The sequence below is a fragment of the Stutzerimonas stutzeri RCH2 genome, assembly GCF_000327065.1.
In the GTDB taxonomy this organism is placed as follows: Bacteria; Pseudomonadota; Gammaproteobacteria; order Pseudomonadales; family Pseudomonadaceae; genus Stutzerimonas; species Stutzerimonas stutzeri_AE.
Genome location: NC_019936.1, coordinates 810,705 through 836,030, shown reverse-complemented (window position 1 = coordinate 836,030; position 25,326 = coordinate 810,705). Strand labels below are relative to the sequence as shown.

28 protein-coding genes and 1 pseudogene are annotated in these 25,326 nt (G+C 64.6%); 19 read left to right on the top strand and 10 right to left on the bottom strand.

The window, feature by feature from the left end; all coding sequences use genetic code 11:
• Positions 1–14: 14 nt before the first annotated feature.
• Complete coding sequence (locus PSEST_RS03750) at positions 15–419, top strand: hypothetical protein (RefSeq protein ID WP_015275706.1); 405 nt, start codon at positions 15–17, stop codon at positions 417–419.
• 117 nt (positions 420–536) lie between these two features.
• Here PSEST_RS03750 and PSEST_RS22045 read toward each other — a convergent pair.
• Positions 537–647: pseudogene (locus PSEST_RS22045) on the bottom strand (ABC transporter permease); the annotation flags it as partial.
• A 523-nt stretch (positions 648–1,170) separates the two neighbouring features.
• Here PSEST_RS22045 and PSEST_RS03740 point away from each other — a divergent pair.
• The 4 genes from PSEST_RS03740 (at position 1,171) to PSEST_RS03725 (ending at position 5,837) form a co-directional block, all read left to right on the top strand.
• A complete protein-coding gene (locus PSEST_RS03740; RefSeq protein WP_015275704.1) occupies positions 1,171–2,727 on the top strand; it encodes a sensor domain-containing diguanylate cyclase in 1,557 nt (518 codons plus the stop codon).
• Positions 2,728–2,968: 241 nt separating this feature from the next.
• Positions 2,969–3,418 (top strand): DUF2231 domain-containing protein, encoded by a 450-nt coding sequence (locus tag PSEST_RS03735; protein WP_015275703.1) that lies wholly within the window; start codon positions 2,969–2,971, stop codon positions 3,416–3,418.
• On the top strand, positions 3,415–4,713 hold the full coding sequence (locus PSEST_RS03730) for a PQQ-dependent sugar dehydrogenase (RefSeq protein WP_015275702.1): 1,299 nt from the start codon (positions 3,415–3,417) through the stop codon (positions 4,711–4,713). The genes PSEST_RS03735 and PSEST_RS03730 overlap by 4 nt, the downstream gene beginning before the upstream one ends.
• Positions 4,713–5,837, top strand: coding sequence for a DMT family transporter (locus tag PSEST_RS03725; RefSeq protein ID WP_015275701.1), 1,125 nt, complete (start codon positions 4,713–4,715; stop codon positions 5,835–5,837). The genes PSEST_RS03730 and PSEST_RS03725 overlap by 1 nt, the downstream gene beginning before the upstream one ends.
• Positions 5,838–5,862: 25 nt before the next feature.
• On the opposite strand, the gene PSEST_RS03720 is transcribed toward PSEST_RS03725, so the two are convergent.
• On the bottom strand, positions 5,863–6,258 hold the full coding sequence (locus tag PSEST_RS03720) for an SRPBCC family protein (RefSeq protein ID WP_015275700.1): 396 nt from the start codon (positions 6,256–6,258) through the stop codon (positions 5,863–5,865).
• A gap of 294 nt (positions 6,259–6,552) precedes the next feature.
• On the opposite strand from PSEST_RS03720, the gene PSEST_RS03715 reads away from it, so the two are divergent.
• The 3 genes from PSEST_RS03715 to PSEST_RS03705 all read left to right on the top strand — a co-directional run bounded on the left by PSEST_RS03715 (position 6,553) and on the right by PSEST_RS03705 (position 8,337).
• The gene (locus PSEST_RS03715; protein WP_015275699.1) at positions 6,553–7,299 is read left to right on the top strand and encodes an SAM-dependent methyltransferase; all 747 of its coding nucleotides are present in this window, start codon (positions 6,553–6,555) and stop codon (positions 7,297–7,299) included.
• A gap of 60 nt (positions 7,300–7,359) precedes the next feature.
• On the top strand, positions 7,360–7,749 hold the full coding sequence (locus PSEST_RS03710; RefSeq protein ID WP_015275698.1) for a VOC family protein: 390 nt from the start codon (positions 7,360–7,362) through the stop codon (positions 7,747–7,749).
• 129 nt (positions 7,750–7,878) lie between these two features.
• Complete coding sequence (locus PSEST_RS03705) at positions 7,879–8,337, top strand: hypothetical protein (protein ID WP_041756450.1); 459 nt, start codon at positions 7,879–7,881, stop codon at positions 8,335–8,337.
• A 42-nt stretch (positions 8,338–8,379) separates the two neighbouring features.
• Here the strand turns inward: PSEST_RS03705 and PSEST_RS03700 are convergent, their stop codons facing one another.
• Positions 8,380–8,838 carry a carboxymuconolactone decarboxylase family protein gene (locus PSEST_RS03700; protein WP_015275696.1) on the bottom strand — a complete coding sequence of 153 codons (459 nt, stop codon included), beginning with the start codon at positions 8,836–8,838 and terminating at the stop codon, positions 8,380–8,382.
• A 94-nt stretch (positions 8,839–8,932) separates the two neighbouring features.
• Here PSEST_RS03700 and PSEST_RS03695 point away from each other — a divergent pair, with 94 nt between their 5' ends.
• The gene (locus PSEST_RS03695; protein WP_015275695.1) at positions 8,933–9,730 is read left to right on the top strand and encodes a helix-turn-helix transcriptional regulator; all 798 of its coding nucleotides are present in this window, start codon (positions 8,933–8,935) and stop codon (positions 9,728–9,730) included.
• Between the two features lie 92 nt (positions 9,731–9,822).
• On the opposite strand, the gene PSEST_RS03690 is transcribed toward PSEST_RS03695, so the two are convergent.
• Positions 9,823–10,128 (bottom strand): ArsR/SmtB family transcription factor, encoded by a 306-nt coding sequence (locus tag PSEST_RS03690; RefSeq protein ID WP_014819114.1) that lies wholly within the window; start codon positions 10,126–10,128, stop codon positions 9,823–9,825.
• Between the two features lie 88 nt (positions 10,129–10,216).
• A complete protein-coding gene (locus PSEST_RS03685; RefSeq protein ID WP_015275694.1) occupies positions 10,217–11,341 on the bottom strand; it encodes an alkene reductase in 1,125 nt (374 codons plus the stop codon).
• 267 nt (positions 11,342–11,608) lie between these two features.
• On the opposite strand from PSEST_RS03685, the gene PSEST_RS03680 reads away from it, so the two are divergent.
• Complete coding sequence (locus PSEST_RS03680; protein ID WP_015275693.1) at positions 11,609–12,598, top strand: GlxA family transcriptional regulator; 990 nt, start codon at positions 11,609–11,611, stop codon at positions 12,596–12,598.
• A 99-nt stretch (positions 12,599–12,697) separates the two neighbouring features.
• Positions 12,698–13,879: an MFS transporter gene (locus PSEST_RS03675; protein WP_015275692.1), complete on the top strand. Its 1,182-nt coding sequence runs from the start codon at positions 12,698–12,700 to the stop codon at positions 13,877–13,879.
• A 22-nt stretch (positions 13,880–13,901) separates the two neighbouring features.
• On the opposite strand, the gene PSEST_RS03670 is transcribed toward PSEST_RS03675, so the two are convergent.
• Both PSEST_RS03670 and rutR read right to left on the bottom strand, forming a co-directional pair.
• Positions 13,902–14,276: a VOC family protein gene (locus tag PSEST_RS03670; protein WP_015275691.1), complete on the bottom strand. Its 375-nt coding sequence runs from the start codon at positions 14,274–14,276 to the stop codon at positions 13,902–13,904.
• A 108-nt stretch (positions 14,277–14,384) separates the two neighbouring features.
• A complete protein-coding gene (gene rutR, locus PSEST_RS03665; RefSeq protein WP_015275690.1) occupies positions 14,385–15,095 on the bottom strand; it encodes an HTH-type transcriptional regulator RutR in 711 nt (236 codons plus the stop codon).
• A gap of 359 nt (positions 15,096–15,454) precedes the next feature.
• Here rutR and dksA point away from each other — a divergent pair, with 359 nt between their 5' ends.
• The 3 genes from dksA to PSEST_RS03650 are packed head-to-tail and all read left to right on the top strand — an operon-like array spanning position 15,455 to position 17,715.
• On the top strand, positions 15,455–15,859 hold the full coding sequence (gene dksA / locus PSEST_RS03660; protein ID WP_015275689.1) for an RNA polymerase-binding protein DksA: 405 nt from the start codon (positions 15,455–15,457) through the stop codon (positions 15,857–15,859).
• Between the two features lie 9 nt (positions 15,860–15,868).
• Positions 15,869–17,071, top strand: coding sequence for a zinc metallochaperone GTPase ZigA (zigA, locus tag PSEST_RS03655; protein ID WP_015275688.1), 1,203 nt, complete (start codon positions 15,869–15,871; stop codon positions 17,069–17,071).
• Positions 17,071–17,715 (top strand): DUF1826 domain-containing protein, encoded by a 645-nt coding sequence (locus PSEST_RS03650; protein WP_015275687.1) that lies wholly within the window; start codon positions 17,071–17,073, stop codon positions 17,713–17,715. The genes zigA and PSEST_RS03650 overlap by 1 nt, the downstream gene beginning before the upstream one ends.
• Before the next feature lie 49 nt (positions 17,716–17,764).
• On the opposite strand, the gene PSEST_RS03645 is transcribed toward PSEST_RS03650, so the two are convergent.
• Positions 17,765–18,094, bottom strand: a complete 330-nt coding sequence (locus PSEST_RS03645) for a four-helix bundle copper-binding protein (protein ID WP_015275686.1) — start codon at positions 18,092–18,094, stop codon at positions 17,765–17,767.
• Between the two features lie 212 nt (positions 18,095–18,306).
• Between PSEST_RS03645 and PSEST_RS03640 the strand changes: the two genes are divergently transcribed.
• From PSEST_RS03640 to PSEST_RS22255, 3 genes are all read left to right on the top strand, one after another.
• The gene (locus tag PSEST_RS03640) at positions 18,307–18,894 is read left to right on the top strand and encodes an IMPACT family protein (RefSeq protein WP_015275685.1); all 588 of its coding nucleotides are present in this window, start codon (positions 18,307–18,309) and stop codon (positions 18,892–18,894) included.
• Positions 18,895–19,353: 459 nt separating this feature from the next.
• Positions 19,354–20,304 carry an adenosine deaminase gene (locus tag PSEST_RS03635; RefSeq protein WP_041756448.1) on the top strand — a complete coding sequence of 317 codons (951 nt, stop codon included), beginning with the start codon at positions 19,354–19,356 and terminating at the stop codon, positions 20,302–20,304.
• Between the two features lie 100 nt (positions 20,305–20,404).
• Positions 20,405–20,569, top strand: coding sequence for a hypothetical protein (locus PSEST_RS22255; protein ID WP_015275683.1), 165 nt, complete (start codon positions 20,405–20,407; stop codon positions 20,567–20,569).
• A gap of 3 nt (positions 20,570–20,572) precedes the next feature.
• On the opposite strand, the gene PSEST_RS03630 is transcribed toward PSEST_RS22255, so the two are convergent.
• Positions 20,573–21,745 carry a Bcr/CflA family multidrug efflux MFS transporter gene (locus PSEST_RS03630; RefSeq protein ID WP_015275682.1) on the bottom strand — a complete coding sequence of 391 codons (1,173 nt, stop codon included), beginning with the start codon at positions 21,743–21,745 and terminating at the stop codon, positions 20,573–20,575.
• A 203-nt stretch (positions 21,746–21,948) separates the two neighbouring features.
• Between PSEST_RS03630 and PSEST_RS03625 the strand changes: the two genes are divergently transcribed.
• Entirely contained in the window at positions 21,949–22,596 is a 648-nt protein-coding gene (locus tag PSEST_RS03625; protein WP_023447151.1) for a TetR family transcriptional regulator, read from the top strand.
• A 4-nt stretch (positions 22,597–22,600) separates the two neighbouring features.
• Here PSEST_RS03625 and PSEST_RS03620 read toward each other — a convergent pair whose 3' ends face one another.
• The gene (locus PSEST_RS03620) at positions 22,601–22,792 is read right to left on the bottom strand and encodes a heavy-metal-associated domain-containing protein (protein ID WP_015275680.1); all 192 of its coding nucleotides are present in this window, start codon (positions 22,790–22,792) and stop codon (positions 22,601–22,603) included.
• 148 nt (positions 22,793–22,940) lie between these two features.
• Between PSEST_RS03620 and PSEST_RS03615 the strand changes: the two genes are divergently transcribed.
• Complete coding sequence (locus PSEST_RS03615; RefSeq protein ID WP_015275679.1) at positions 22,941–25,319, top strand: heavy metal translocating P-type ATPase; 2,379 nt, start codon at positions 22,941–22,943, stop codon at positions 25,317–25,319.
• Positions 25,320–25,326: the final 7 nt, after the last annotated feature.

Here is a 25,326-nt window from a genome sequence, read left to right as displayed (position 1 = left end):
TGACGGAGGTTCCCATGACCAGACAACTTGTCCTTGCCTGCGGCCTGGCGCTTTGCGCTCCGCTTGCCATCGCGCAGACACCCCAGCCGGAAATCATCACCCACCTCAACGGCCTGGACGTCGAGGTCAGCCCCATGGGCGTGCCGGCCAAGTCCGAAGGCGTCGAAGGCGAGCTGCTCGGGGTGCGTGCGGTGAAGGTGATGAACCGCACCGGCGGCCAGATTTCCTGCGAATTCCACGTGCCGGCCGATGCGCGCTCGGATACCTCGGCCTCGCCGGTGTTCAGCGTCGCACCCAATACCCAGCGCACCGAGCGGGTACCCGGCGACTACTCGCCCGACGAGCCCTATGCCGAGATCACCTGCCGCTCCAGCGACCAGAGCCAGAGCCAGAACCAGAACCAGAACCAGGCGCAGTAAGCCGCAGGGCCGTCAGCGGCGCTCCTCGCGGATAAAGGGAATACCTAGCGCGCCGGGCTGATTGCCGTCACCGCCAGCGTCACGGCGCTGGGCGTCATCAGCACGAAGTACTGCGGCGCCGAGGGCCAGCACGCCAGCGCGGTCCGTGAGGATCAGACCCAGCGCCGCCAGGGCGAAGGGCACGGCGAAGTCCGGTGTGTTGCCCAGCCAGTTGGCGATCATGTCCATCAGCTTTCGCCTCTCTGAACGCGGCGTATACGGTGGCGACCTGCTGTTTTTGCCTTCCGGCGTGCCGGCGAAACATGGCGCCAGGTCGATGATGGGAACGTATTGCCGAGTCATGGATGACGCACTCCTCGAACACAAGACTGAACCTGAGCGCTTCGCCGATGGCGCGGGCGCTTTTCTGTGTGCGCGACGCCGCCGTCCTTTGCACACGGGCGGCTGTCGAGGAGAGTGCAGAACGCGTGCCACCAGAATGATTCGCTTATGAATCAGCCACTTGGCTTTTTACGGAAAAGAAATGGATCAAATGGTCTGCTTCGGAGCACCTGCTTTGTGCGTGAGGCACGAAAACTGTGCCTGATAGCACTTCGCTCGACTGCTAGACCCCAGGATAGCGTTTTGCTAGCTTGGCGTGACGCCAGCGGTTGTGCCGATAGAACACGGCGCCACCCGCACCGGCGGCCTATGCAACCAGGCGTCAGGGGTTGGCTAAGAACCCGTGCATAGTCATCGGGAGAAAGTATCGATGCTGACCAAACGCCGGCGCTCTTTTGCAGCCTTCATCCTGTTGTCCCTGCTGCTGGCCGGTGTTTCCGCTCAGCTGCTGTTCGTGTCCGAAATTCAGCGCTGGGATGCCCGCTTCGCCCAGCAGGTACAGAACATCTCCGCCGCGGTACGCAACAAGCTCGATACCAACGAAGCAGTCCTGGCAGGCTTCTCGGCCTTTCTGCAGGCGGTCGATCAAAGTGACGAGGCAGCCGCCGCGCGCTATGCCGAGGCCGTTGTCACCGCATACCCGCAGGTTTACATGCTGGAGGTGGCACGTGGCGTTCCCCTGGCCGAGCAATACGCCTTCGAGGAACTGCTACGCCTCAGCTGGCGCGCCGACTTCAGACTCAAGGACTTTCCCAGCCCGGCGCTGCAGCCGACAACGGCATCGCTGCCATTGAGCGAAACCTGGCCGGTGCTGTTCATGTATCCGAAGCTGGTGCAAGCCAGCACCATCTATGGTGTCCGACTGGAGACGGTGGGCCACCTGTCCCAGGCGCTGGCCCGTAGCCGGCAAACCACGGCACCGGTCGCCTCGCCGGTATTCGCCCTGTACGAAGGCGGCGACGCCTACATCCTGCTCCAGGCGGTAAGTCGTCCCGAAACCCCTCATCCAAGCGCCGGCCCTAACTTCTTCGGTAGCAGCATGGTTGCCCTGCTGCTGATGAGAACCGACGCATTGCGGAACGCTGTGCTTGCCACTGATAGGGATGGGCAGCTGCGCATCGAGGCGTTTCTCGACAGCGGCGTCGGTGCATCGAGCTCGCTGTTCACGACAACACCCATGCCAGCCGGCATGCTGGACCGTCTGTTGCTGCCACGCCTGACGGCGCGGGTAGGGATCGGCAGCAGTTCGCAGCCAACCACGTTGCTGATCGAGCGACAGTTGCATCTGGCCGACGTACTGACCCGCGAGACGCTGGCCATCCTGCTGATTCTCGTCGCCGCACTGGGGCTGCTACCGGCAGTGCTGGTGCGTCACTACCGCGCCATCGCGACGGCTGAGCGCGAGTATCAGCGCTCCACCTACCTGGCCACGCACGACGTGCTCACCCGCCTGCCCAACCGCCAGCTGCTGACTGACCGTTTCGCCGAGGCCTACGCGTACCTGCAGCGGCACGGAACGCCGTTTGCCGTGATGGTCGTCGATCTCGATCGCTTCAAGGACATCAATGATCGCTTCGGTCACGAAGTGGGCGATCAGGTATTGATCGGCGTTGCCGAGCAGATGCGCCAGGTGATCCGCATGTATGACACCGCGGCACGTTACGGCGGTGACGAGTTCGTCGTGCTGGTCAGAGATATCGCCAGTGCGGCGGATGCCGAAGCTGCCGGGCACAAGCTGCTCCAGGCGGTCAGCCTGCCCATCGCGACTGACGCCGGCGAGCAGCGAGTGTCATGCAGCATCGGCATCGCGCTGTGCCCCGTCGATGGCGAGAACCTCGACGAACTGCTGACCGCAGCGGACCGCGCCATGTACAAGGTCAAACAACACGGTCGTGAGAACGTCGCACTTTGCAGCAGCAATGCCTGATTGCGAGTGCTTGCAGCGACAGCAGTTCAGCGACCACCGAAAGCTCCAGAGCCCGTCTCATCTGCGTCAGAGCGCGCCAGGGTCAACTCATGCCCGCCGCTACGGACACCCGGCTGTCCATCGGCAGTGAACTAACCCCGCGCCGTCACGATCCCCTTTAAAGCACAGCCAGAGCGATCCCGGCCGCCAGCGCATCCGCGCCGAGCATGAGGTCAGGCCTCCAAGCGATGAGGATATCTACGTGACCGTTATCACCCACCGCACGCAAACCACCACCCATAGCATCTCCCGCCACGTCCCCAACCCGCTGCACGGGACGTTGCTCGCCGGGACCGTGCCGCTGTTCCTTGGCGCCATGCTGAGCGATATCGCCTACTTCAAGACCTACGAGGTTCAGTGGAGCAACTTCGCCGCCTGGCTGATCGCCGGCGGGCTGGTGTTCTGCGGCCTGGCGTTGCTGTTCGCGGTAGTGAACCTGATCCGCGCCCATCACAAGAAGTGGCGGCCACTGATGTACTTCTTGCTTCTTCTGGCGACCTGGCTGCTGGGCTTTATCAATGCGCTGGAGCACGCCAAGGATGCCTGGGCGACGATGCCGCTGGGCCTGGTGCTGTCGGTAATCGTCACCGTATTGGCGTGCGCCGCGACCTGGATCGGCCTGAGCAACCTGCGCGACGGAGGTGAGGCATGAAGCATTCAAGCTCAAGCGCACTGACCGCCCTGGCCATGGCCGTTCTGCTGAGCGCATGCGGCGGCGAGCAGGACGCCTCTCAGCATTACGGCACCAACCCCAAGCTGCCCGAACCGGAACGGGGCCTGCTGCCCAGCATGAAGATCGCCGAGCCAACACCCTGGGGCGATCAGGTACCCACCGTGCCGGACGGTTTCAGCGTGACGGCGATCGCCACCGATCTGAAGATTCCGCGCCAGACCCTGGTGCTGCCCAACGGCGACATCCTCGTCGCCGAGGGGCGTGGCGGCAATGCAGCCAAGCTCAAGCCGAAGGACGTCATCGCCGGCTATCTCAAGGCCAAGGGCAACACCTCGGTGGAAAGCGGCAACCGCCTGACCCTGCTGCGCGATGCGGACGGTGACGGCACCTACGAATTGCAGACCGTGTTCGCCGAAGACCTCAACGCGCCCTATGGGCTCGCCTTCCACGACGGCAATCTGTACGTCGCCAATCAGGACGAACTCGTTCGCTTCGATTATCAGGATGGCCAGACCGAGGCCAGCGGCCCACCGAGCAAGGTGGCGGACCTGCCATCGGAGATCAACCACCACTGGACCAAGGCCCTGACTATCAGCCCGGACGGCCAGTACCTGTATGTCGGCATCGGCTCCAACAGCAACATCACCGAACGCGGGATGGAAGCCGAGGTGGACCGCGCCATGGTCTGGCAGGTCAACGCCGAAACCGGCGCCTACAAGCCTTACGCCACCGGCCTGCGCAACCCCACCGCGATGGCGATACAGCCGGAAAGCGGCCAGTTGTGGACGGTAGTCAACGAACGCGACGAACTTGGCGAAGACCTGGTGCCGGATTACCTGACGTCAGTTAAGGAAGGCGGCTTCTACGGTTGGCCCTACGCCTACTGGGGGCAGAACGTCGATGACCGCGTGCGCCCCCAGGACAAGGACAAGGTCGCCGCCAGCATCACACCTGACTACGCCCTCGGCTCGCACGTGGCCGCACTGGGCCTCGATTTCTCTTCGGATGTCATGGGCGAGCAGTTCGCCGAAGGCGTGTTCATCGGTGAACACGGCAGCTGGAACCGCAAGGACCCGGTCGGCTACAAGGTGATCTTCGTGCCCTTCCGTGACGGCCGCCCGGCGGGTGAGCCGATCGACTTCGCCACAGGCTTTCGCACCGACGATGGCAAAACCCGCGGCAGGCCGGTCGGCGTGACCGTCGACCCGCGCGGCGCGCTGATCGTCGCCGATGACCTGGCCAATGTGGTGTGGCGGGTGACACGCAAGCAGTGATGAGCGAGCCGGTATCCAAGGGCTACCGGCGGCTTATCCGCTCGTTTCCACCATCGCGCCAACCCTGCGCACTGACTCGGCTACGCAACCACTCTTGCACGCCGAGCGAGCTCGGGTGTAGCGGCCTGCCTCGCGGCTACGGCAACGCGCACCCGCCCCAGCTCCAAATCAGCAGCATTGAACCGAAGGCATGGGACTTACTAGATGGTGCACCACCGAATGGGGAACGTTCAGTAGGGACGACGGGGAGCCATGGCGCACTATTCGTCGCTCTTGCGGCGCTATGCTGGGGGTTGTCGGGCGGAATCGGCGGCATTCTCGCCGCTGAGGGCTGGAGCCCGATCGTGGTCTCGTTCTACCGGGGCGCGATAGGGCTGCTGTTCGTTGGTGTCTGGCTTGCGTTACGACCGGACAGCAGCGGATTGGCGAGCCGTCGGCTGTGGTTCTGGTCGGCAGTGGCCGGCGTGGGCGTGGCAGGCAACTTCTCTTTCTATTTCCTGAGCATCGCCGAGGGCAGCGTTGCGGTTGCGGCCACCCTGATGTACTCCGCACCGGTGTTTGTCTATCTCGTCTCCTTCGCGTGCAGGCTCGAAAGGCCCACTCCATTCAAGTGGGTGGCGATCGCCATGGTGATGCTGGGCGTCATTTTGCTAACCGGCATCTATGACATCGGAGCGGGTGACATTACCGCCATCGCTGCCGGAGCCGGCCTGCTTTCCGGCGTGTCCTACGCGGTGTTTATCTTTGCCTTCAAGTACGCGGCCCCTCACGGCAGCCCCCAGGCGATTCTGGTGATAGCGTTCGCGGTACTCGTTGGCATACTTGGCTGGATGGGCGATGCGGAACAGGCAGTGGCCGTGCTCCACGCACCGAATTGGCCCCTGTTTGTGATGCTGGGTGTGCTGGGGGCCGGGTTGTCCTTCATCTTCTACATTATCGGCCTCAACCAAACCGCACCGGCTGTAGCGTCTATCGTGGCCATGGTCGAGCCGGTAACCGCTTCGCTGTTCGGTGTCGTGGTGTTGAACGAGAGTCTGGCTGCACTACAGATGCTCGGGATGGCTCTGATTCTGCTGACGGTCACGGCGCTGGGTGTCCATTCGAAAGATGGAAACCAGACCTGATGCGGCCATGGCGAACCGCTAGTGACTATTGCTCGAGCAGATCCTTGAGCCGCTGCAGGTCCGCCTCGACCGCAAGCGCATCTGCGGCAAACTGCTCATCGCTCATATCCGGCTGGCGGAACAGCGTGAAAACGAACTCGCTTCCGCCACTGCTCCGCATAACGCGCATGGGGTTGCGCACGACCCGCCCCGACGCCAGTTCGACTTCGTGATCCATGACACCGAACTCGTTCGGCGCAGCGAAGCGGATCCGGACCTGACCGAACGGCGCCTCCGCCACCCACGCGTCGCCCTGTTGCCTGACGTCGGAACGTGCCAGCCCAGCGGCCCACCGCGGTAGATTGCGCGGGTCGGCGGCAAACTCATACACCTCGTCTGGATCACGGCTGATGAAGATGCTGATATGGCGAACGTGGTGCATGGATCAGGCCTTCGGTCGTTTTCGTGTCGTGCGTTTTTACTCGACATACACCCCGCCCGCGAGCCCCGCAATGACGGAGTGGCGACGTCCAGGCGAAGAATCCGCTGAACTGCTTCAAGTTGAGATGCTGGTCGATCACGCCCGTACGCCCGGATTCCGAGCGGCGTCGCCTACATCGCGCGCCTTCCCCAGCGGGCGAGCGTGCGCGCAGGTGCACCGCTGGGTGCGCCGCACAACGCTACGGATACACTGGACGGGTAAGCCATCGTCCCTGCCGCCGAGGAAGCTGCACTCATGGATATCCCACGGATCTTCAACATCACCGAGAGCGCTCACCGCATCCACAATCCGATCACGCCCGAGAAGCTCGCTACGCTCGGCGCAGCGCTGCGGCTGCAGCCGGGCGATCGAGTGCTCGATCTCGGCAGCGGCTCGGGGGAAATGCTCTGCACCTGGGCGCGCGATCACGGCATCGTCGGCACGGGCATCGACATGAGCCAGCTGTTCAGCGAACAGGCGACGCTCCGCGCTGTGGAGCTGGGTGTTGCCGACCAAGTCGAGTTCATCCATGGCGATGCGGCCGGCCATGTCTCGCACGAGAAGGTCAGCGTGGCCGCCTGTGTCGGCGCAAGCTGGATCGCCGGTGGCGTCGCCGGCACGCTCGAACTGTTGGCGCGCAGCCTGCGCAGTGGCGGGATCATCCTGATCGGCGAGCCCTACTGGCGCCAGTTACCGCCGACCGAGGACGTCGCCAGGGGCTGCCTGGCCGAGGCGATCAGCGACTTTCTCGTCCTTCCCGAACTTCTCGCGTCTTTTCGCCAGCTGGGCTACGACGTGGTCGAAATGGTCCTGGCGGACCAGGATGGCTGGGACCGATACGAGGCGGCGAAATGGCTCACCATGCGCCGCTGGCTGGAGGCCAATCCCGACGATGAGCTGGCGCAGGAAGTCCGCGCCCAACTCAGCTCGGAGCCGGAGCGCTACGCCACCTATACCCGGGAATACCTAGGCTGGGGCGTCTTCGCACTGATGCCGCACTGATGCGTAGCAAACGGAGCCGGGCGCCAGCTGTCCACCCGTATTCTGCTCACTGGAATGTCCATGCTGCTATCTCTCCACCATGCCGCGATCATCTGCTCCGACTATGCCGTGTCGAAGCGCTTCTATACCGAGACGCTGGGCCTCAGGGTGATCGCCGAGCATTACCGGGAAACACGGCAGTCCTACAAGCTCGACCTGGCCTTGCCGGACGGCGGGCAGATCGAACTGTTCTCCTTTCCCGACGCACCGCCGCGCCCCTCGCGGCCCGAGGCGCAGGGGTTGCGGCATCTGGCTTTCGCGGTGGATGACGTCGGAGCCTGCAAGGCTGAGCTGGAAGCCAAGGGCGTGGCGGTCGAGCCCATTCGGGTTGATGAGTACACCGGCCGCCGCTTCACCTTCTTCGCCGACCCGGATGGCCTGCCGCTGGAGCTGTACCAAAGGGCGTCCTGATGATCGCCAGCCGGTTGCCCTTACCGGGTCCGCGAGCGAATCCATCCTTGTTTCCCTACGCCGTCCTCGGCTAGGGTGCGGCCCTCGAAGGACGGCCCGTCAGGAGCATGCAGATTGATCAGAACAGGGATGTTGGCGCTGGGCTTGGCACTGGCGCTATCGACACAGGCGGCCGAGCGGCAGGTCTATCTGGTGGCCACGGTGCAGCTGGATGGCTCCAGCCTGGCGCAGAGCATCTTCCTTCACGAGCCGCAGATCACCGAGCTACAGGGCTGCCTCGATGCGGTGCGCGACGGCCAGAGCAAGCGGGACTGGCTCCTGTACCGGCACATCTTCCGCCGTGATCGTTTCAAGGGCTTCTCCGGCCATATTCGCTACCAATGCGGCTTAAGCGAGCAGCGCTTCAGCAGCTGGCACGACGGCCCGCGCTACAACAAGCCGTACCTGATCGGCGTGAACGACGACGCCGAGCTCAGCGTGGTGCGCACGCCCAGCCAGGCGCAGTGCATGACCCAGCTGCGCGCGCTGCCGGCGGCGCGGCAGGCGCAGAGCTTCTGCGCCATGGGCAATCAGGAACTGCAGCCCTGAACCGGAACCGCCCGACCAACAGGTCAGGCGGCACGGCATGCATCAGCCCGGCTGGTAACTGCCCGGCACCGGCGCGAAGGACACGCCAAAGCGGTTCCAGGCATTGATGGTGGCGATGGCCAGGGTCAGGTTGGCGAGCTGGGCTTCGGAAAAATACTCACGCACCTCCTCGAACAGCTGTTGCGAAACGCCTTGCGGCAACAGGGTGTTGGCCTCGGCCCAGGCCAGCGCGGCGCGTTCGCGGTCGGTAAAGAACGGGGTTTCGCGCCAGGCGCTCAGGGCATAGATGCGCTGCTCGGTTTCGCCGAGGGCGCGGGCGTCCTTGGTGTGCATGTCAAGGCAGTAGGCGCACCCGTTGATCTGCGAGACGCGGATCTTGACCAGCTCCATCAGCGGTTTGTCGACGCCGTCCTCGCGGCGACTCTGCCGCGCCAGGTAGGTTTCCAGCCCGATCATGGCGGTCATCACATCGGGGGCGGCGGCCTGGTAGTTCATGCGCATGGTGGTCACTCCTCGGTTTGAATGTGCAGCCAAGGCTACGCAGCCGCCGAGCTGAGCTATTGTAGATTTTCGACATCTTCGAACGCCGCCTTCCATGTCCGCCCTGCACGAACGACTGCCACACATCAGTGGCTTCCTGACTCGCCCGCCTACGCCAGCACTGGCTGCCTACGTGCAGCGTTTCTGGTGGCTGGAGGGTGACGCCGCCACGGTGTACGACGAGCAGATGCTGCATCCGGACGGCGCCTGTGGGGTCATCTTCAATTTCGCCGACCCGCTGGCCTTCGATGGTCATCTGCACAAGCCGCGTGCATTGATCGCCGGGCCGCAGCTTGCCAGTTCGCGATTGCAACTGGCTGGGCAGGTGAGGCTGATGGGCGTGCGCTTTCGCCCTGGGATGGGCGCGGCGTTCTTTGGCATCAGCCTGGATGAGCTGGCGGGCTTTCATAGCTCCGACTGGCAGCGACTGGGGTTTGCCGGGATGGTCGACCAACTCGCCGAGCTGAGCCGCGAGGCGCAGCAGCTGCTGGTAGAGCAGGAATTGATGAAACGTCTGCAGGCGACTCAGGAGCGACGCTCCCCAGTGCAACAGCTACTGTCGGAGATCACCGCGACCGAGGGCCGTGCACGCCTGGCCGACCTCCTCCAGACCGTACCGCTCGGCCAGCGCCAGCTGGAGCGCCTGTTCCGCCATCATGTAGGAATGACACCCAAGCAGTTCAGCCGCATCCAGCGCGTGGCGCTGGTGCGCAACCAGCTGCGCGCCGGCCAGCCGTTACTGGACACCGCCCTGGCCTGCGGATACAGCGATCAGGCGCACTTCATTCATGACTTCAAGACGGTGGTCGGCATGACGCCGGGGCGATATCGGGCGAGCAAGGTCAGTCGATAACTGCGCCCCATTGCGAGCGACCCGTCACGTCCGGCGGAAAAACGATCGGCTCACATGCTGCTGACGCCAGCGACACGCAGTTCACAGCCAGCTCAGATGGCTTTGCTGAGCGCCTCGAGCAGCTGAGCGATCTTCTCTTCGTTTCGCTTGTAGTAGGTCCAGGGACCGATACGCTGCGACGTCACCAACTGCGCGCGCTGGAGCGCCGCCAGGTAATTCGAAACGGTGGACTGCGACAACCCCACACGCTCCTGGATGATGCTGACGCAGACACCCAGCTGTTCGGGATCGGCTTCCTGCTCGGGGAAGTTGGTCTTCGGGTCCTTCAGCAGGGTAAGAATGGCCAGGCGTGTGGGGTTATCCAGGGCCTTCAGCGCTTCACTGATGTCTATGCTCATATCCGCGGCAGGTAATGGGTTTTCGCGATCTTACGATACTTTGTCGGTGCTGGCTGCGTGCACGCCACGGCCGTGCACGCACGCCGACTCAGTGCGCGTGCACCGGGTAGTCGATGTAACCCTTTTCGGTGCCGCCGTACATGCTGCTGGCATCCAGCGGGTTCATAGGCCAGCCACGGGCAATGCGCGCCGGCAGGTCCGGGTTGGCAATGAACGGACGGCCGAAGGCGATCAGGTCCGCCCAACCGGCTTCGATCGCCGCGGTGGCGCGCTCCGGGGTGTACTTGCCTGCGTAGATGATCGCGCCGTTGAACGCCGCACGAACCGCCTCTCTGAAACTGCTGGGCAGTTCGGGCGCGGTGTCCCAATCGGCCTCGGCCAGTGATACGTACGCGACGCCGATGGTTTGCAGAATCTTCACCGCTTCGATGTAGGTCTCATGCGGGTCTTGCTCCACCAGGCCAAGGTAGACGCGCTCCTCATCCGTACTGGCGAACAGCGGCGCAAAGCGAACCCCCACGCGCTCGGCACCGATGGCGTCGGCTATCGCCTGGACCGCTTCGTGCATAAAACGCAGTCGGTTCTGCAGCGAACCGCCGTATTCGTCAGTCCTGCGATTGGTGTGGGCGGAAATGAACTGATTGACCAGGTAGCCGTTGGCGCAGTGAATCTCGATGCCATCGAAGCCTGCTTCCATCGCGTTGCGTGCGGCCTCGGCATAGAGCTGTACCAGCTCTTTGACTTCGGCATTGGACAGCGCCCGCGGCATCGAGGGCTCGACCAGCGCGCCCTCGCCCGGTCCCGTTTCGATAAAGACTTTGACGTTGGTCGCCGCAATGGCGGACGGCGCAACAGGTTGCGCACCACCGGGTTGCAGCGAGGTGTGCGAGACACGGCCGACATGCCAGAGCTGGGCGAAAATCACGCCGCCCTCAGCGTGCACCGCCTGGGTAACGGCCTTCCAGCCTTCGACCTGCTCAGGGCTGTGGATCCCGGGCGTCCAGGCATATCCCTGGCCTCGCGGCTCGATCTGAATGCCTTCCGTCACCATGAAGCCTGCACTGGCACGTTGCTGGTAGTAGGTCGCCATTACGGCGTTTGGAATATTGCCCGGTTGCGAGCTGCGCGAGCGTGTCAGCGGTGGCAGCACGATGCGGTTACGTAGCGTGAAGGAACCAAGCGAGGCAGGTGTAAAAAGAGCTTTATGATTCATAACGTAAGATTTAGATATCGTGAATTCTAGATATTAAATGATGGAGGCTGCCTCACCGAATGTGAGTACCGCCCCGTGAGGGCTGTGCAGTCGGGTATACCGCAACTGCGACAAGAAACCGATCGTCGACCTCATATCGATAAATGTCAATATCTAGATTTTAACTGAGCCAGGAATATGTGCATTGGCAAGATCCGTGGGAACCTTGTCATTGCGACAGCGGCGCCTCGGCAGCAGACTGCAGGCATCCACCCTGAGAGCTGCACCATGGACGCCACCCGCACCGTCGCCTGCCTGATCTACCCGGATGTGATGAGCCTCGATGTCACCGGCCCGATGCAGGTGTTCGCCTCGGCCAATGTCGAGCGGCAGCGTCAGGGCCTGCCGAGACATTACGAGCTGATGCTGCTCGCTGCCAGCGTCGGCCCGGTCGCCACCTCGGCGGGGCTGAAGCTGGTGGCGGATGCGAGCTGGGCCGTGTGCGATCCGGCCACGCTGGATACCTTGCTGGTTCCGGGCGGTGTCGGCGTGAATTCGCAGAAGCACGACCAACCGCTGCTCGACTGGCTGCGGGCCGCCGAACCCAGGGTGCGGCGCCTGGGCTCGGTCTGTTCCGGCGCGCTGATCCTGGCCGAGGCCGGGCTGTTCGATGGACGCAAGGCGACCACGCACTGGGCGGACCTCGCTGCGCTGGGCACGTACCCAGCCATCGAGGTGCAGGGTGACCGGTTGCACACCTATGACCCGACCGATCCGCAGGCGGCGCATCTGTTCAGCTCGGCGGGCGTCACGGCGGGCATCGACCTGGCGCTGGCGTTGGTCGAGGCCGATCTCGGCCGCGCGTTGGCGCTTTCGGTTGCGCAGCGGCTGGTGATGTTTCTGCGCCGGCCGGGTGGGCAGACCCAGTTCAGCCCGATGCTGACGGCGCCGAGTGGCGGCGTGGCGCGTCTTGCCGCGCTGCTGGAATGGATTCCCGGGCACCTGGGCGACGATCTGTCCATCGAGGCGCTGGCCGCCCAGGCGCATATGACGCCGCGCACCCTGTGCCGTCTGTTCAGCCAGGAAACCGGCATGGGGCCGGGCCAGTACATCGAACGGGTGCGCCTGGAAGCCGCGCGCAATCTGCTGCTCGACGCCCAGGCCTCAATCGCGACGGTGGCGCGGCTGACCGGCTTCGGCCATCCGGAAAACCTCAGACGCAGCTTCCAGAAACACCTGTCGGTCAGCCCGCGGGACTTCTATCAGCGCTTCGGCTGACGCTTCGTCCGAACCTCACTCACCACTCACCGTTCACAGCTCGCCCGGCTTATCGCCAGGCAGCGCTGTGCCCGCTCATCACCCTCAAGGGGCCTCGCCATGCACCTATTGTTCAGCAACCCTCAGGTCCTGCGCCTGTTCATCGCCCAGGCGCTGTTCTGGTCCTGCTCGATGACCGGGATCATCTTCACCTCCATCGTCGGGCTGCGCCTGGCGCCGGCGGCCGGTCTCGCCACCCTGCCGCTGGCCCTGCTGATGCTTGGCGGCCTGCTCGCCCTGCAACCACTGGCGGGGCTGATGCAGCGCTGCGGCCGGCGCGCCGGCTTTCTCATCGGTGCGTTGGCCGGCGTGTTGGGCGGACTGATCAGCGCGCTGTCGCTCTGGCTCGACAGCTTCACCCTGCTCTGTCTCGGCGCTCTGCCCATCGGCGCCTACCAGGCCTCGGCGATGTACTACCGCTTCGCCGCGCTGGAAGCGGTGAGCGAAGCCTTCAAAGGGCGTGCCACCGCCTGCGTGATCGGCGGTGGCGTGCTGGCCGCGCTGATCGCGCCCACACTCGGCCACATGGCGCGTGATCTCGCCAGCGTTCCCTTCGCCGGCACCTATCTGTTGATCGCCAGCCTCGCGGCGCTGGGCGTGCTGGTGCTTGCTGGATTGCCGGCAAGCAGCGGAACGCCCGGCGATCAGACCGCCCTGCCAGCAGTCAGTTGGCAGACACTGCTGGCGCGGCCGACCATTCGCGCCGCGGTGCTGACCACCGCTGCCGGCCACGGTCTGATGATCCTGGTGATGAACGCCACGCCCCTGGCGATGCATGGCGAAGGTCTGGACCTGCAGGCCAGCGGCCAGGTCATCCAGTGGCACATGCTCGGCATGTTCCTCCCGGCGTTCGTCGCCGGACTGCTGGTGGATCGCTTCGGCTGCCGGCTGGTCGCCTGCCTTGGCGGAGGACTGCTGATCGTCAGCGCAGTGGTCGCCCTGCTCGGCATCAGCCACTGGCACTTCCTGCTCAGCAGCTGCCTGCTAGGCATCGGCTGGAACCTGATGCTGGTCGCCGGCACCACCCAGCTAGGCCAGGGCCATGCCGCAAGCGAACGCGCCCGGGCGCAGGGCCTGATGGAGCTGAGTAACGGCAGCGTCGCGGCCGCGATGTCGTTCGCCTCCGGCGCACTGATCGCTCAGGCCGGATGGGCGGCAGTGAACATCGGGCTGCTGCCCATCGTGACACTGGTGGTGCTGCTGCAGGTCGCGCAGGGCTATCGGCAAAGGCAGGCGGCGTAACGCTGCGCAGACGGAGGCGTGTTCAGGACGGTTTCTGCTCGGAGATCAGATGAATGATATTGGCCGGGCTGGAGATCCAGAACGCGCGGAACCCGTCAGGCAGAGGTTCGATTTCGTCGCGACGGGCGCAATGCTGCTGTTGCAGAAAGGCCGAAGCAGCGTCCAGATCGTCGGTCACGATTTCCAACCAGATTTCCGCCTGGCTGATGCCCGCAACGCGATCGAGCCAGAGCACCTTGTCGCCGAATTCGAAGCGCGGTGTCTGTTCGTCATCCGCGTCGTTCGGTGTCAGCTCCTTCAGCCTCAGGGTTTCGCGGTAGAAGGCAACGGTGCTGGTGTACTCATGGGTGGGCACCTTCATCGCCATATTTCGGCCAGGCAGGAATCTCGGGTTCATAGGGACGCTCCACTGGCGCGCCGACCAACCGGGCCGGCGCCGCTAGCAAGCCAGTACAGACGCCAGCGGCCGTGCGCGCAAGCCGCGAGTGCCGCTTCAGCTGGCTACTCAGCGCGGCCTCACCCCATCCAGTATCAGCGCCTGCAGACTCTTGAGTGTCTCCTCGAAGAACGCGGGATCATCCAGCGTCTTTCCCGCGACAGCCTCGACCTGCACGCGGAAGTCGGCGTAGTGCTGGGTGGTCGCCCAGAGCGAGAAGATCAGGTGATGCGGCGCAATGGCGGCGAGCGTGCCGGCGTCGATCCAGGCCTGGATCACGGCGACCTTGCTCTCGACCAGATCGTGCAGCGGCTGCTGCAGCTCGCCCAGCAGCAGAGGCGCGCCCTGCATGATCTCCATGCAGAACAGCCGCGATTCGGCGGGATGGTCGCGGGAGAGTTCGAGCTTGACCCGCAGGTAGTCGCGGATCGCCTCGACCGGGTCTTGCTCGACGGAGAACGCCTGCAGCGGCTGCAACCAGACCTCCAGCAGCTGGCGCAGGACGCTGGTGTACAGCTCTTCCTTGCTGCCGAAGTAGTACAGCAGGTTGGTCTTGGAGACATCCGCCTGGGTCGCCACCTGATCGAGGCTGGTGCCATGCAGGCCGAAGCGGGAGAACAGCTCGAGCGCGGCCTGGAGGATGCTGGCGCGCTTGCTTTCGATCATACGCAGGCGGCGGTCCTGGGCGCTGGCGCTCGGTACGCGAGCTGCGCCCTTGAGCCGAGGTGTCTTGCTGGCAGTGAGGCGCTTGCGGGGCGGAACGGGAGGTTGATCTGTCACGGGATTACCGGATGGGTTCGAACGAGCCGCTACTGTAGCGCGGTGAGCATGTGGCGCACGAGCAACGAAGGCCGCAGGCCGCTGCTGCACGATCTTCGTGCGCCATGCACAAACAGGCGCTCCGATTCAGACCAAACGGTCCACAACCGACCGATAAATTTGCCATCTTCTTCGGGCTGCCCGGCACGTCTGACCGTTTGGCTGCCACCCGAGCCTGCCGCGCGATCCGCGCCGCGGTTTTTTCTTGCCTCGGGAAAACTCGCTTACCGGTCCGCCGTTTCAACATGCAAACAGCGCTTGCATCATAAGCTCAATTGTTATGTTATAACTACTACATTATTTCCGACACGTGCCAGCCGATGACCGAAGCCGAACTTATCGCCCAACCCACCGAGGCGTACATGAACGCCGAACAACAGGCGTTCTTCCGCGACCTGCTGCTGCGGCAGCGCCAGGATTTGCAGAGCCGCATCGCCGAGGAGTTCGACGCCCTGCGCGAGGTCGAGCCAAGCAGCGATCCGGCGGATATCGGCAGTGCCGAAGAGCAGCGCCAGTGGCAACTGCGTGTGCTGGAGCGGGAGAAGAAGCTGCTCGACAAGATCGACGACGCGCTGGATGCCATCGCTCGTGGCGAATACGGCTGGTGCGCCGAAACCGGCGAGCCGATCGGCCTGCCGCGGTTGTTACTGCGCCCCACCACGACGCTGTCGATCGAGGCGAAACAACGCCAGGAACAGCGCGAAAAACACCAACGATCCGCCTGAGAGACTGCCATGAACCGCCTCCCCGTTACCGTCCTGTCCGGCTTTCTCGGTGCCGGCAAGAGCACCCTGCTCAACCACATCCTGAAGAATCGCGAAGGCCGCCGCGTCGCGGTGATCGTCAACGACATGAGTGAGATCAACATCGACGGCAACGAGGTGCAGCGCGGCGTCAGCCTCAATCGCGCCGAGGAAAAGCTGGTCGAGATGAGCAACGGCTGCATCTGCTGCACCCTGCGCGAGGACCTGCTCGAGGAAGTCGGCAAGCTTGCCCGCGAGGGCCGCTTCGACTACCTGCTGATCGAGTCCACCGGCATCTCCGAACCGCTACCGGTGGCCGAAACCTTCACCTTCCGCGACGAGCAGGGCCAGAGCCTGGCCGATCTGGCACGACTGGACACCATGGTCACGGTGGTCGACGGGGTGAACTTCCTGCGTGACTTCCACGAAGCCGAGAGCCTGGCCAGCCATGGCGAAAGCCTCGGCGAGGACGACGAGCGCTCGGTCACCGAGCTGCTGATCGAGCAGGTCGAGTTCGCCGACGTGATCCTGATCAGCAAGATCGACCTGATTTCCGCCGCCGAACGCGAGGAGCTGGTCGCCATTCTCGGCAGGCTCAACACCCACGCCGAGATTTTGCCGATGAGCATGGGCCAGGTGCCGCTCGAGCGCATCCTCGACACCGGTCGTTTCGACTTCGAGCGCGCTGCCCAGGCACCGGGCTGGCTCAAGGAAATGCGCGGCGAGCATGTGCCGGAAACCGAAGAGTATGGCATCGCCTCGACCGCCTACCTGGCCCGCCGGCCGTTCCATCCGCAGCGCTTCTACAACTTCCTCAACCGCGAGTGGAGCAACGGCCGGTTGCTGCGCTCGAAAGGCTTTTTCTGGCTGGCCACCCGGCCAGAGGAAGCAGGCAGCTGGTCCCAGGCCGGTGGGCTGATGCGCTACGACTATGCCGGTCGCTGGTGGCACTTCACCCCTGAATCGGCCTGGCCGAGCGACAGCGAAAGCCGCACAGCAATCCTGGCCAAATCCCGTGGCGAGTTCGGTGATTGCCGTCAGGAGCTGGTCTTCATTGGGCAGAACATTGACTTCGACCGGCTGCGCCGCGAGCTCGACGCCTGCCTGCTGAACGACAGCGAGTGGGCCGTGGGCGTCAACGGCTGGCTGCGTCTGCCGGACCCATTCGGGCCCTGGCACGAGCAGGTCGCCTGATGCTGGCGCAGCAGATCGTCCGCCCGCAGCCGCGCCAGCTGCTGGGCGACACTCCGGAGATACTTGGCGAGGCGCTGCGCGACGGGGTCAACCTCACGGTATGGCAGCGCCAGCTGCCGCTGCACATTGCCGAGTTCGCCGAGACACTCCTGGCCCTGGGCGAGCCGCTGGCCGAATCGCTGACCCTCGAACCGACCGGCGAAAGCGAGCTGCAACTGCCAACCCTGGCGGCGGCCTATCGGGACATCGCCGGCCATGCCGGTTTTGCCGCCGACGTGGCCTGGCTGGTGCGGGCGTTCAGCTGCTTGGTCGATGCCCGGCGCATCGGCCTGCGCCTGCGCCTGCTGGACAAGCCGATGTGCCCGCGCTTCCACGTAGATCACGTGCCACTAAGGCTGATCAGCACCTATGCCGGCGCAGGGAGCGAATGGCTGCATGAGAGTGGCATGCCACGTCGGCGCCTGGGCGATCCGGCAGCCGAACCGACTGAACCGGCCGCCATCCAGCGGCTTGGCGCTGGCGACGTGGCGTTGTTCAAGGGGGAGAAGTGGTTGGGTAACGAAGGCGCCGGGATCATTCACCGCTCGCCGCAGGCGACCAACACCGAACGCCGTCTGATCCTGACGCTGGACTGGCTGGCGTGAAGCAAAAGGGCCGGCAGCGGCAGCTGCGGCCCTGCGAATCGGCGACCGATCAGGCAGCCATCTTTTCGCACTCTTCAGCACACTTGCGACAGGCCTCGGCGCAGGCCTGGCAATGGTCGTGTGTGTGCTTGCCACATTCCTCGGCGCAATCGCGACAGACCTGTGCGCAGAGTTTGCAGAAGGCTTTCGCATAGGGGCTGTCGCGGGTCATCAGCACTGCCGCGATCGCACACATGTCGGCGCAGTCACGATCGAGCTCGATGCAGCGCGCCATCATTTTCACATCGTCCTCGCGCAAGCAGGATGCCGCACAGGTTTCGCAAACCAGCGCGCAGTTGGAGCAAGCCTGGATGCATGACTGGTAAGTGGAATTGAGCATGGAATTTCCTCCATCTGATGTGCCAGCGAAATGCGGTACGGCGGGACCTTCTCCAGGTCATGCGCGCAAACCGCGCCCTACTAGGTAGGGGTTGGACGATCCATCGAAGTTCAATCCGTTCGCCGGACGGGCCATGCAGCACGACGCAGCGCAGCCGCAGCGGCGCCGCTACAATGGCCACCCCGTAAACCATCACCGACGCCGTAACCGCCATGCCCTTCACCCTGTCCGCGCCCTGCGAACTGCTGGAAGTCATCAGCAAAAGCCGCTTTCTGGCCAAGGCGGCACCCGTGCAGAGCGCCGAAGAGGCCCTGGCCTTTATCCAGGCGGTAAGCGATCCCGCCGCTACGCATAACTGCTGGGCCTGGAAGATCGGCAATCAGTACCGTTTCAGCGACGACGGCGAACCGGGCGGCACGGCGGGTCGGCCGATGCTCACCGCCATCGAAGGGCAGGATTTCGACCGGGTCGCGGTGGTGGTTATCCGCTGGTTCGGTGGCATCAAGCTCGGCACCGGCGGCCTAGCCCGCGCCTATGGCGGCACCACGGCGAAGTGCCTGCAGGCAGGCGAGCGCAGCGAGCTGGTGTCGCGCTCGCACTGCCGCTGCCATTGCCGCTTCGCCGAGCTGGCCCTGTTCAAGGCACGCCTGCCGGACTTCGAGGCGCTGCTGGAAGCCGAGCATTTCGATGCCGAAGGCGCGACGCTGGAACTGGCCCTTCCCGCCGCTCAGCTGCAGCCACTGCAGAGATTGCTCGCTGATATCACCCGCGGGCGCAGCCAGCTGCAAGCGTTGAACTAGAGCCTGCGTTGCCCACAAATACTGTGGACGCAATTGTGGATAACAATTGTATGGCCGCCTGGGAAGCACTCACCGCGGGCGCTCGGCAAAACTGCACATTTTTTGATCAACACAGCTAAAGCGCCCCCGCGGGGCGCGTTAAACGCTTGAATTACCGTGTTTTTCGACCGACCAGTCGCGAGATGACGTTTTGCCATCAATTGCGTTCTGCCAGCCTTCAGTTATGCCCGGAATGCGTGGAGAACTTTGTGGATAACATTGGGAACAACCTCGCCAAAGCCCGCCAGAACTGGCTTGCGGACCGCTGGTCAATTAATCGCCAAAGTGCCCTGATGGCAATGGATGGGTCATTAGGTCGTCATGCAACAGTGCTATGCGGGACAAACTGGTCCGCTGGCATATCAGTTGCTCCAACCCACCGATAGAATGCCCGCACACCCGCAAGACGAGAATTTCGCGATGCACGACTGGCTCAACAACCTGCCCAAGGCCGAACTCCACCTGCACCTCGAGGGCTCGCTGGAGCCTGAACTGATGTTCCGCCTGGCCGAACGCAACAAGATTGCCCTGCCCTGGAACGACGTGGAGGCACTGCGTAGCGCCTACAACTTCGGCAACCTGCAGGAATTCCTCGACCTCTACTACGCCGGCGCAGACGTGCTACGCACGGAGCAGGACTTCTACGACCTGACCTGGGCCTACCTGCAGAAGTGCGAAGAGCAGAACGTGGTGCACACCGAGCCCTTCTTCGACCCGCAGACCCACACCGACCGCGGAATACCGTTCGAGGCCGCGCTCAACGGCATCAGCGCCGCGCTGGCCGATGGCCGCGAACTGCTGGGCATCAGCAGCGGGCTGATCCTCAGCTTCCTGCGCCACCTGCCGGAAGAAGACGCTTTCAAGACGCTGGAGCAGGCGCTGCCCTATCGCAACGCCTTCTTCGCCGTCGGTCTGGACAGCTCCGAAGTCGGCCATCCGCCAAGCAAGTTCCAGCGCGTGTTCGACAAGGCGCGGGCCGAAGGCTTGCTGACCGTTGCCCACGCCGGTGAAGAAGGCCCGCCGGAATACATCTGGCAGGCGCTCGACCTGCTCAAGGTCAGCCGCATCGACCACGGCGTGCGCGCTGCGGAAGATCCGAAGCTGATCGCCCGCCTGATCGAGGAGCAGATTCCACTGACCGTCTGCCCGCTGTCCAACACCAAGCTCAAGGTGTTCGCCGACATGCGCCAGCACAACATCCTCGACCTGCTGGAGAAGGGTGTGAAGGTCACGGTGAATTCCGATGACCCCGCCTATTTCGGCGGCTATGTGACGGAGAACTTCGTCGCGCTGCACGAGAGCCTGGGCATGACCGAGGAACAGGCCCGCCGCCTGGCGCAGAACAGCCTGGACGCGCGCCTGGCCTACTGAGCCATTCGTCGGCGTCAGGCTGACCTGCGACACCATGGCTCGCCGCGCGGGCCATGGCTGTGCCTAGACTGTGCGGCGCCCCCTATACGAGGAGATCGCCATGAACATTCTCGTCCGCCCTTTGACGCCCTACCCCGACAGCGCCTGGCAAGTTAGCCTGGATCGCCAGCGCATCACCTTTCGCAGCGAAGCCGAGGCACGCAACTTCGTCGAGACCCTGCGCCGCCGCCTGCAGGCGCCACATCCTCTGCCAATGAGCGCCTGAAGCTCACTCAGTGCTGGCACGCGCCGTCGTGTAGGCGACAACCGTTGCCAGCAGGCCGCACAGGCTGATGATTGCGGCCAGCGGCACCGCCGTGCCGTTGTGCAAAGCCCCCACCGCGGATGCCGCGATGGCTGCAATGGTGAACTGCATGCTGCCGAGCAGGGCCGAGGCGCTGCCGGCATTGGCGCGCTGGTCGGCCATGGCGCAGGCCGTGGCGTTTGGCAGCAGGCAACCGAGGCAGGACACGCAGCAGAACAGCGGGATCAGCAACGGCCAGAGCGATTCGGGCTGTGCCGCCGCCACCGCCAGCAGCGCCAACGCACTGCCAAAGAAGAACCACACCCAGCGCCGCACCCAGAACTCCGGCCCGCGCCAGCGCACCAGCCGCACGTTGACCTGCGCCATCAGGATGAAACCCGCCGCATTGATGCCGAACAGCCAGCCGAAGTGCTCGGGCTTGACGCCGTACAGCTCGATGAAGACGAACGGCGAGCCGGTGATGTAGGCGAACATACCGGCCATGCACAACGCGCCGGTCAGCACGTGGCCGATGAAGAAGCGATCGCGGAACAGCCGCAGATACTGCCCGAGCGCACCGGACATCGGCTGGCGCGGCAGTCCGGCCGGGTAGGTCTCCGGCAGCCACAGCGTGACGGCTACCAGACACATCGCGCTGAACAGCGTCAGCAGGATGAAGATCGACGGCCAGCCGAACGACGCCAGCAACGCGCCGCCCGCCACCGGCGCGAGAATCGGCGCCAGGCCCATCACCAGCATCAGCTGCGAGAACACCTTGGCGCTGGTCATCGGGTCGCACAGGTCACGCACCACGGCCCGCGCCACCACCATGCCGGCGCAGCCGCCGAGTGCCTGGACGAAGCGCACACCGATCAGCCAATCCATGGACGGCGCAAAGGCGCTGGCCAGCGACGCCAGGGTGAACAGCGTCACGCCGATCAATAGCGGCCCGCGCCGCCCGTAACGATCAGCCAGCGGCCCGTAGACCAATTGACCGATGGCCAGACCGATGAAATAGGCGGCCAGCGATAGCTGCACGTGATCGACGCTGGTGCCGAACGACTGCGCCAGCAAGGGGAAGGCCGGCAGATACATGTCGATCGCCAGAGGACCGAACGCGCTGAGCGCGCCCAGTATGAGAAGAATCCGCAGGGACATCAGAGGCTCACAAGCTGGAAGAGAGACGTGGCCGGGTGAGTTGTTGGGACCTCGACCTTGCCCGGGAATTTGCACCGGCGCGCAAGATGCTGTTACATACACCGCCGATTGTAAACATGCATCGCGACGAGATGCGCCGTTACACTGGCCGCCTCCATCGCTGCTGGACGCCCGAAGCAGCCGTCATCTGCCTGAATCTGCCCATGCGCCGAACCAAAGAAGAAGCCGAGAAAACCCGTATCGCCATCCTCGCCTCCGCCGAGCGGCTGTTTCTGGACAAGGGCGTGGCCCACACCAGCCTCGACCAGATCGCCCGTGACGCCGGTGTGACGCGCGGCGCGGTGTACTGGCATTTTCAGAACAAGGCGCACCTGTTCCACGAAATGCTCAACCAGATTCGCCTGCCACCGGAGCAGATGACCGAGCGCCTGTGCAGCTGCGATCAGCAGCAGCCGCTACAGGCACTGATCGCCCTGCGCAACCTGACGGTCGAGGCTATCAGCACCCTGGCCAGCAACGAGCAGAAGCGCCGGATCTTCACCATCCTGCTGCACAAGTGCGAATTCACCGATGAACTGCGTGAAGCCGAGGAACGTCACCACGCCTTCATCAACCAGTTCATCGATCTGTGCGAAAACCTGCTGCGCAACGCCTCGACCTGCCTGCGCCCCGGCGTCACGCCGCGGCTCGCCGCGCTGTCGCTGCACGCCCTGGTGGTCGGACTGTTCACCGACTGGACGCGCGACACCGAACTGTTCGCGCCAGAGGTCGATACCAGGGCGCTGATCGACCCGCTGTTCCGCGGCCTGGTCCGCGACTGGCCGGACGATCCCGACCAGCCTGCCGCGTGAGCGATCAGCTCACCTGGTAACCCTCTTCGCTGATCGCCTGGCGAATCGCCTGCTCGCTGGCGCTGCTCTGGACCTGCACCGTTCCGGCCGCCAGGTCCACCTGCACCTGCGCCTGCGGGTCCAGCGCCTGGATGGCCTGGGTTACCGCACGCTCGCAGTGGCTGCAGGTCATTCCGCTCACGTTCAATACTTGCATCGTCGCTCTCCTCGTCTGCTGAAGGCGCCGATTCTCGACCTTGCCACCCGGGCAAGGTCAAGGCACCTGCTGTCGCAGATCATGGTGTTGACCTTGCCATAGGGTTAAGGTCGATCCTGCAGCCATCGCAATCCGAGGAGTCACTGCCATGTCCAGCGCCACCCATACGCTGCCGGTCAGCGGTATGACCTGCGCCAGCTGCGCCGGCCGCGTCGAGCGGGCCCTGCTCAAGGTGCCGGGCGTCGCCGCGGCCAACGTCAACCTGGCCAACGAACAGGTGCGTATCGAAGGCGATGACCTGGGTGTGGCGACGCTGATCGAGGCCGTGGAAAAGGCCGGCTACGGCGTACCGCTGCAGAGCATCGAGCTGAACATCGAGGGCATGACCTGCGCCAGCTGCGTCGGCCGGGTCGAACGCGCCTTGCTCAAGGTGCCAGGCGTGCGCAGCGCCGCGGTGAATCTGGCCAGCGAGCGTGCGCATGTCGAGGTGATCGGTACGCCGGACCCCGCCGTGCTGATCCAGGCGGTCGAGGCCGCAGGCTACAAGGCAAGCGCCGGCGACCAGCAGCACCCCGAAGAAGATGCCGAGCGGCGCCTGCAGCGTGAACGCTGGGCGGTGATCGCCGCCCTGTTGCTGGCCGCACCGCTGGTGCTGCCGATGTTCGGCGAACTGTTCGGGCAGCACTGGATGCTGCCAGCGTGGATCCAGTTCCTGCTCGCCACCCCAGTACAGTTCATCCTCGGCGCACGCTTCTACGTGGCCGGCTGGAAGGCGGTGCGCGCTGGCGCCGGCAACATGGATCTGCTGGTCGCCATCGGCACCAGCGCCGGTTATGGCCTGAGCCTCTATCAATGGTGGGCGACGCCGGCCGGGCAGATGCCGCACCTGTATTTCGAGGCCTCGGCAGTGGTGATCGCCCTGGTGCTGCTGGGCAAATACCTGGAAAGCCGCGCCAAGCGCCAGACCAGCGCCGCCATTCGTGCGCTCGAAGCCTTGCGCCCAGACCGCGCGACACGGGTAGTCGACGGCCGCGAGGAAGATGTCGCCATCGCCGCGCTGCGCCTGGACGACCTGGTGCTGGTCAAGCCAGGCGAGCGTTTCCCGGTGGACGGTGAAGTGGTCGAGGGCGAGAGCCAGGCCGACGAAGCGCTGATCAGTGGCGAAAGCCTGCCAGTGAACAAGGCGCCAGGCGACCGCATCACCGGCGGCGCGATCAATGGCGAGGGCAGGCTGCTGGTGCGCACCACTGCGCTCGGTGGCGAGACCGTGCTGGCGCGGATCATCCGCCTGGTGGAAGACGCCCAGGCAGCCAAGGCGCCGATCCAGAAGCTGGTGGACAAGGTCAGCCAGGTGTTCGTCCCGGCGGTACTGGTGATCGCCGTATTCACCCTGATCGGCTGGCTGCTGACTGGCGCGCCGGTCGAGGTCGCGCTGATCAATGCCGTGGCCGTGCTGGTCATCGCCTGCCCCTGCGCCCTGGGTCTGGCCACGCCGGCGGCGATCATGGCCGGCACCGGCGTGGCCGCGCGCCACGGCATCCTGATCAAGGACGCCGAGGCGCTGGAAGTCGCCCATGCGGTCACGGCCGTGGCCTTCGATAAGACCGGCACGCTCACCTCGGGCAAGCCGCAGATCATCCACCTGCATGCCGTGGACGGCGACGAAGCGCGGATACTGCGCCTGGCCGGCGCCCTGCAGCGGGGCAGCGAACACCCGCTGGCGCGCGCCGTGCTGGAGCGCTGCGAAGCCGACGGCATCGCCGTGCCGGATGTACAGAAGAGCCAGGCCCTGAGCGGCCGCGGCATCGCCGGAACGCTGGATGGTCAGCAGCTGGCGCTGGGCAACCGGCGCATGCTCGAAGAGTACGGCCTGCAGCCGGGCGAGCTGCTGGAAACCGCCCAGCGCTGGGAAGCCGAGGGTCGCACCCTCTCCTGGCTGGTGGAGCATGCGCCCGAGCCGCGTATCCTCGGCCTGTTCGCTTTCGGTGACAGCCTCAAGGACGGCGCCGCAGCAGCGATTGCCGGGCTCGCGGCGCGGCATATCCGCAGCCACCTGATCACCGGCGACAACCGTGGCAGCGCGCGGGTGGTGGCCGAAGCGCTGCACATCGATGATGTGCATGCCGAGGTGCTGCCAGCGGACAAGGCCGCCACCGTGGCGGAGCTGAAGAAGGGCGGCGCCGTGGTGGCGATGGTCGGCGACGGCATCAACGATGCCCCGGCCCTGGCCGCAGCGGATGTCGGCATCGCCATGGGTGGCGGTACCGATGTGGCCATGCACGCCGCCGGCATCACCCTGATGCGCGGCGATCCGCGGCTGGTACCGGCGGCGCTGGAAATCAGCCGGCGCACCTACCGCAAGATCCAGCAGAACCTGTTCTGGGCCTTCATCTACAACCTGGTGGGCATTCCGCTCGCCGCCTTCGGCTTTCTCAGCCCGGTGGTGGCTGGCGCGGCGATGGCCCTGTCGAGCGTCAGCGTAGTGAGCAACGCCCTGCTGCTGCGTTCCTGGAAGCCGGAAGAATGATCGGGAG

Bases quoted from the DNA above. Each gene is read 5' to 3' on its own strand.
- PSEST_RS03740 (WP_015275704.1), top strand. From the start codon at position 1,171: ATGCTGACCAAACGCCGGCGCTCTTTTGCAGCCTTCATCCTGTTGTCC.
- dksA (WP_015275689.1), top strand. From the start codon at position 15,455: ATGACCGAAGCCGAACTTATCGCCCAACCCACCGAGGCGTACATGAAC.
- PSEST_RS03670 (WP_015275691.1), bottom strand. From the start codon at position 14,276: ATGAACCCGAGATTCCTGCCTGGCCGAAATATGGCGATGAAGGTGCCC.
- PSEST_RS03680 (WP_015275693.1), top strand. From the start codon at position 11,609: ATGGACGCCACCCGCACCGTCGCCTGCCTGATCTACCCGGATGTGATG.
- PSEST_RS03645 (WP_015275686.1), bottom strand. From the start codon at position 18,094: ATGCTCAATTCCACTTACCAGTCATGCATCCAGGCTTGCTCCAACTGC.
- PSEST_RS03695 (WP_015275695.1), top strand. From the start codon at position 8,933: ATGTCCGCCCTGCACGAACGACTGCCACACATCAGTGGCTTCCTGACT.
- PSEST_RS03750 (WP_015275706.1), top strand. From the start codon at position 15: ATGACCAGACAACTTGTCCTTGCCTGCGGCCTGGCGCTTTGCGCTCCG.
- PSEST_RS03675 (WP_015275692.1), top strand. From the start codon at position 12,698: ATGCACCTATTGTTCAGCAACCCTCAGGTCCTGCGCCTGTTCATCGCC.
- PSEST_RS03705 (WP_041756450.1), top strand. From the start codon at position 7,879: ATGTTGGCGCTGGGCTTGGCACTGGCGCTATCGACACAGGCGGCCGAG.
- PSEST_RS03640 (WP_015275685.1), top strand. From the start codon at position 18,307: ATGCCCTTCACCCTGTCCGCGCCCTGCGAACTGCTGGAAGTCATCAGC.
- PSEST_RS03630 (WP_015275682.1), bottom strand. From the start codon at position 21,745: ATGTCCCTGCGGATTCTTCTCATACTGGGCGCGCTCAGCGCGTTCGGT.
- PSEST_RS03710 (WP_015275698.1), top strand. From the start codon at position 7,360: ATGCTGCTATCTCTCCACCATGCCGCGATCATCTGCTCCGACTATGCC.
- PSEST_RS03615 (WP_015275679.1), top strand. From the start codon at position 22,941: ATGTCCAGCGCCACCCATACGCTGCCGGTCAGCGGTATGACCTGCGCC.
- PSEST_RS03715 (WP_015275699.1), top strand. From the start codon at position 6,553: ATGGATATCCCACGGATCTTCAACATCACCGAGAGCGCTCACCGCATC.
- PSEST_RS03700 (WP_015275696.1), bottom strand. From the start codon at position 8,838: ATGCGCATGAACTACCAGGCCGCCGCCCCCGATGTGATGACCGCCATG.
- PSEST_RS03720 (WP_015275700.1), bottom strand. From the start codon at position 6,258: ATGCACCACGTTCGCCATATCAGCATCTTCATCAGCCGTGATCCAGAC.
- PSEST_RS03685 (WP_015275694.1), bottom strand. From the start codon at position 11,341: ATGAATCATAAAGCTCTTTTTACACCTGCCTCGCTTGGTTCCTTCACG.
- PSEST_RS03730 (WP_015275702.1), top strand. From the start codon at position 3,415: ATGAAGCATTCAAGCTCAAGCGCACTGACCGCCCTGGCCATGGCCGTT.
- PSEST_RS03650 (WP_015275687.1), top strand. From the start codon at position 17,071: ATGCTGGCGCAGCAGATCGTCCGCCCGCAGCCGCGCCAGCTGCTGGGC.
- zigA (WP_015275688.1), top strand. From the start codon at position 15,869: ATGAACCGCCTCCCCGTTACCGTCCTGTCCGGCTTTCTCGGTGCCGGC.
- PSEST_RS03625 (WP_023447151.1), top strand. From the start codon at position 21,949: ATGCGCCGAACCAAAGAAGAAGCCGAGAAAACCCGTATCGCCATCCTC.
- PSEST_RS03690 (WP_014819114.1), bottom strand. From the start codon at position 10,128: ATGAGCATAGACATCAGTGAAGCGCTGAAGGCCCTGGATAACCCCACA.
- PSEST_RS03725 (WP_015275701.1), top strand. From the start codon at position 4,713: ATGAGCGAGCCGGTATCCAAGGGCTACCGGCGGCTTATCCGCTCGTTT.
- PSEST_RS03620 (WP_015275680.1), bottom strand. From the start codon at position 22,792: ATGCAAGTATTGAACGTGAGCGGAATGACCTGCAGCCACTGCGAGCGT.
- PSEST_RS22255 (WP_015275683.1), top strand. From the start codon at position 20,405: ATGAACATTCTCGTCCGCCCTTTGACGCCCTACCCCGACAGCGCCTGG.
- PSEST_RS03635 (WP_041756448.1), top strand. From the start codon at position 19,354: ATGCACGACTGGCTCAACAACCTGCCCAAGGCCGAACTCCACCTGCAC.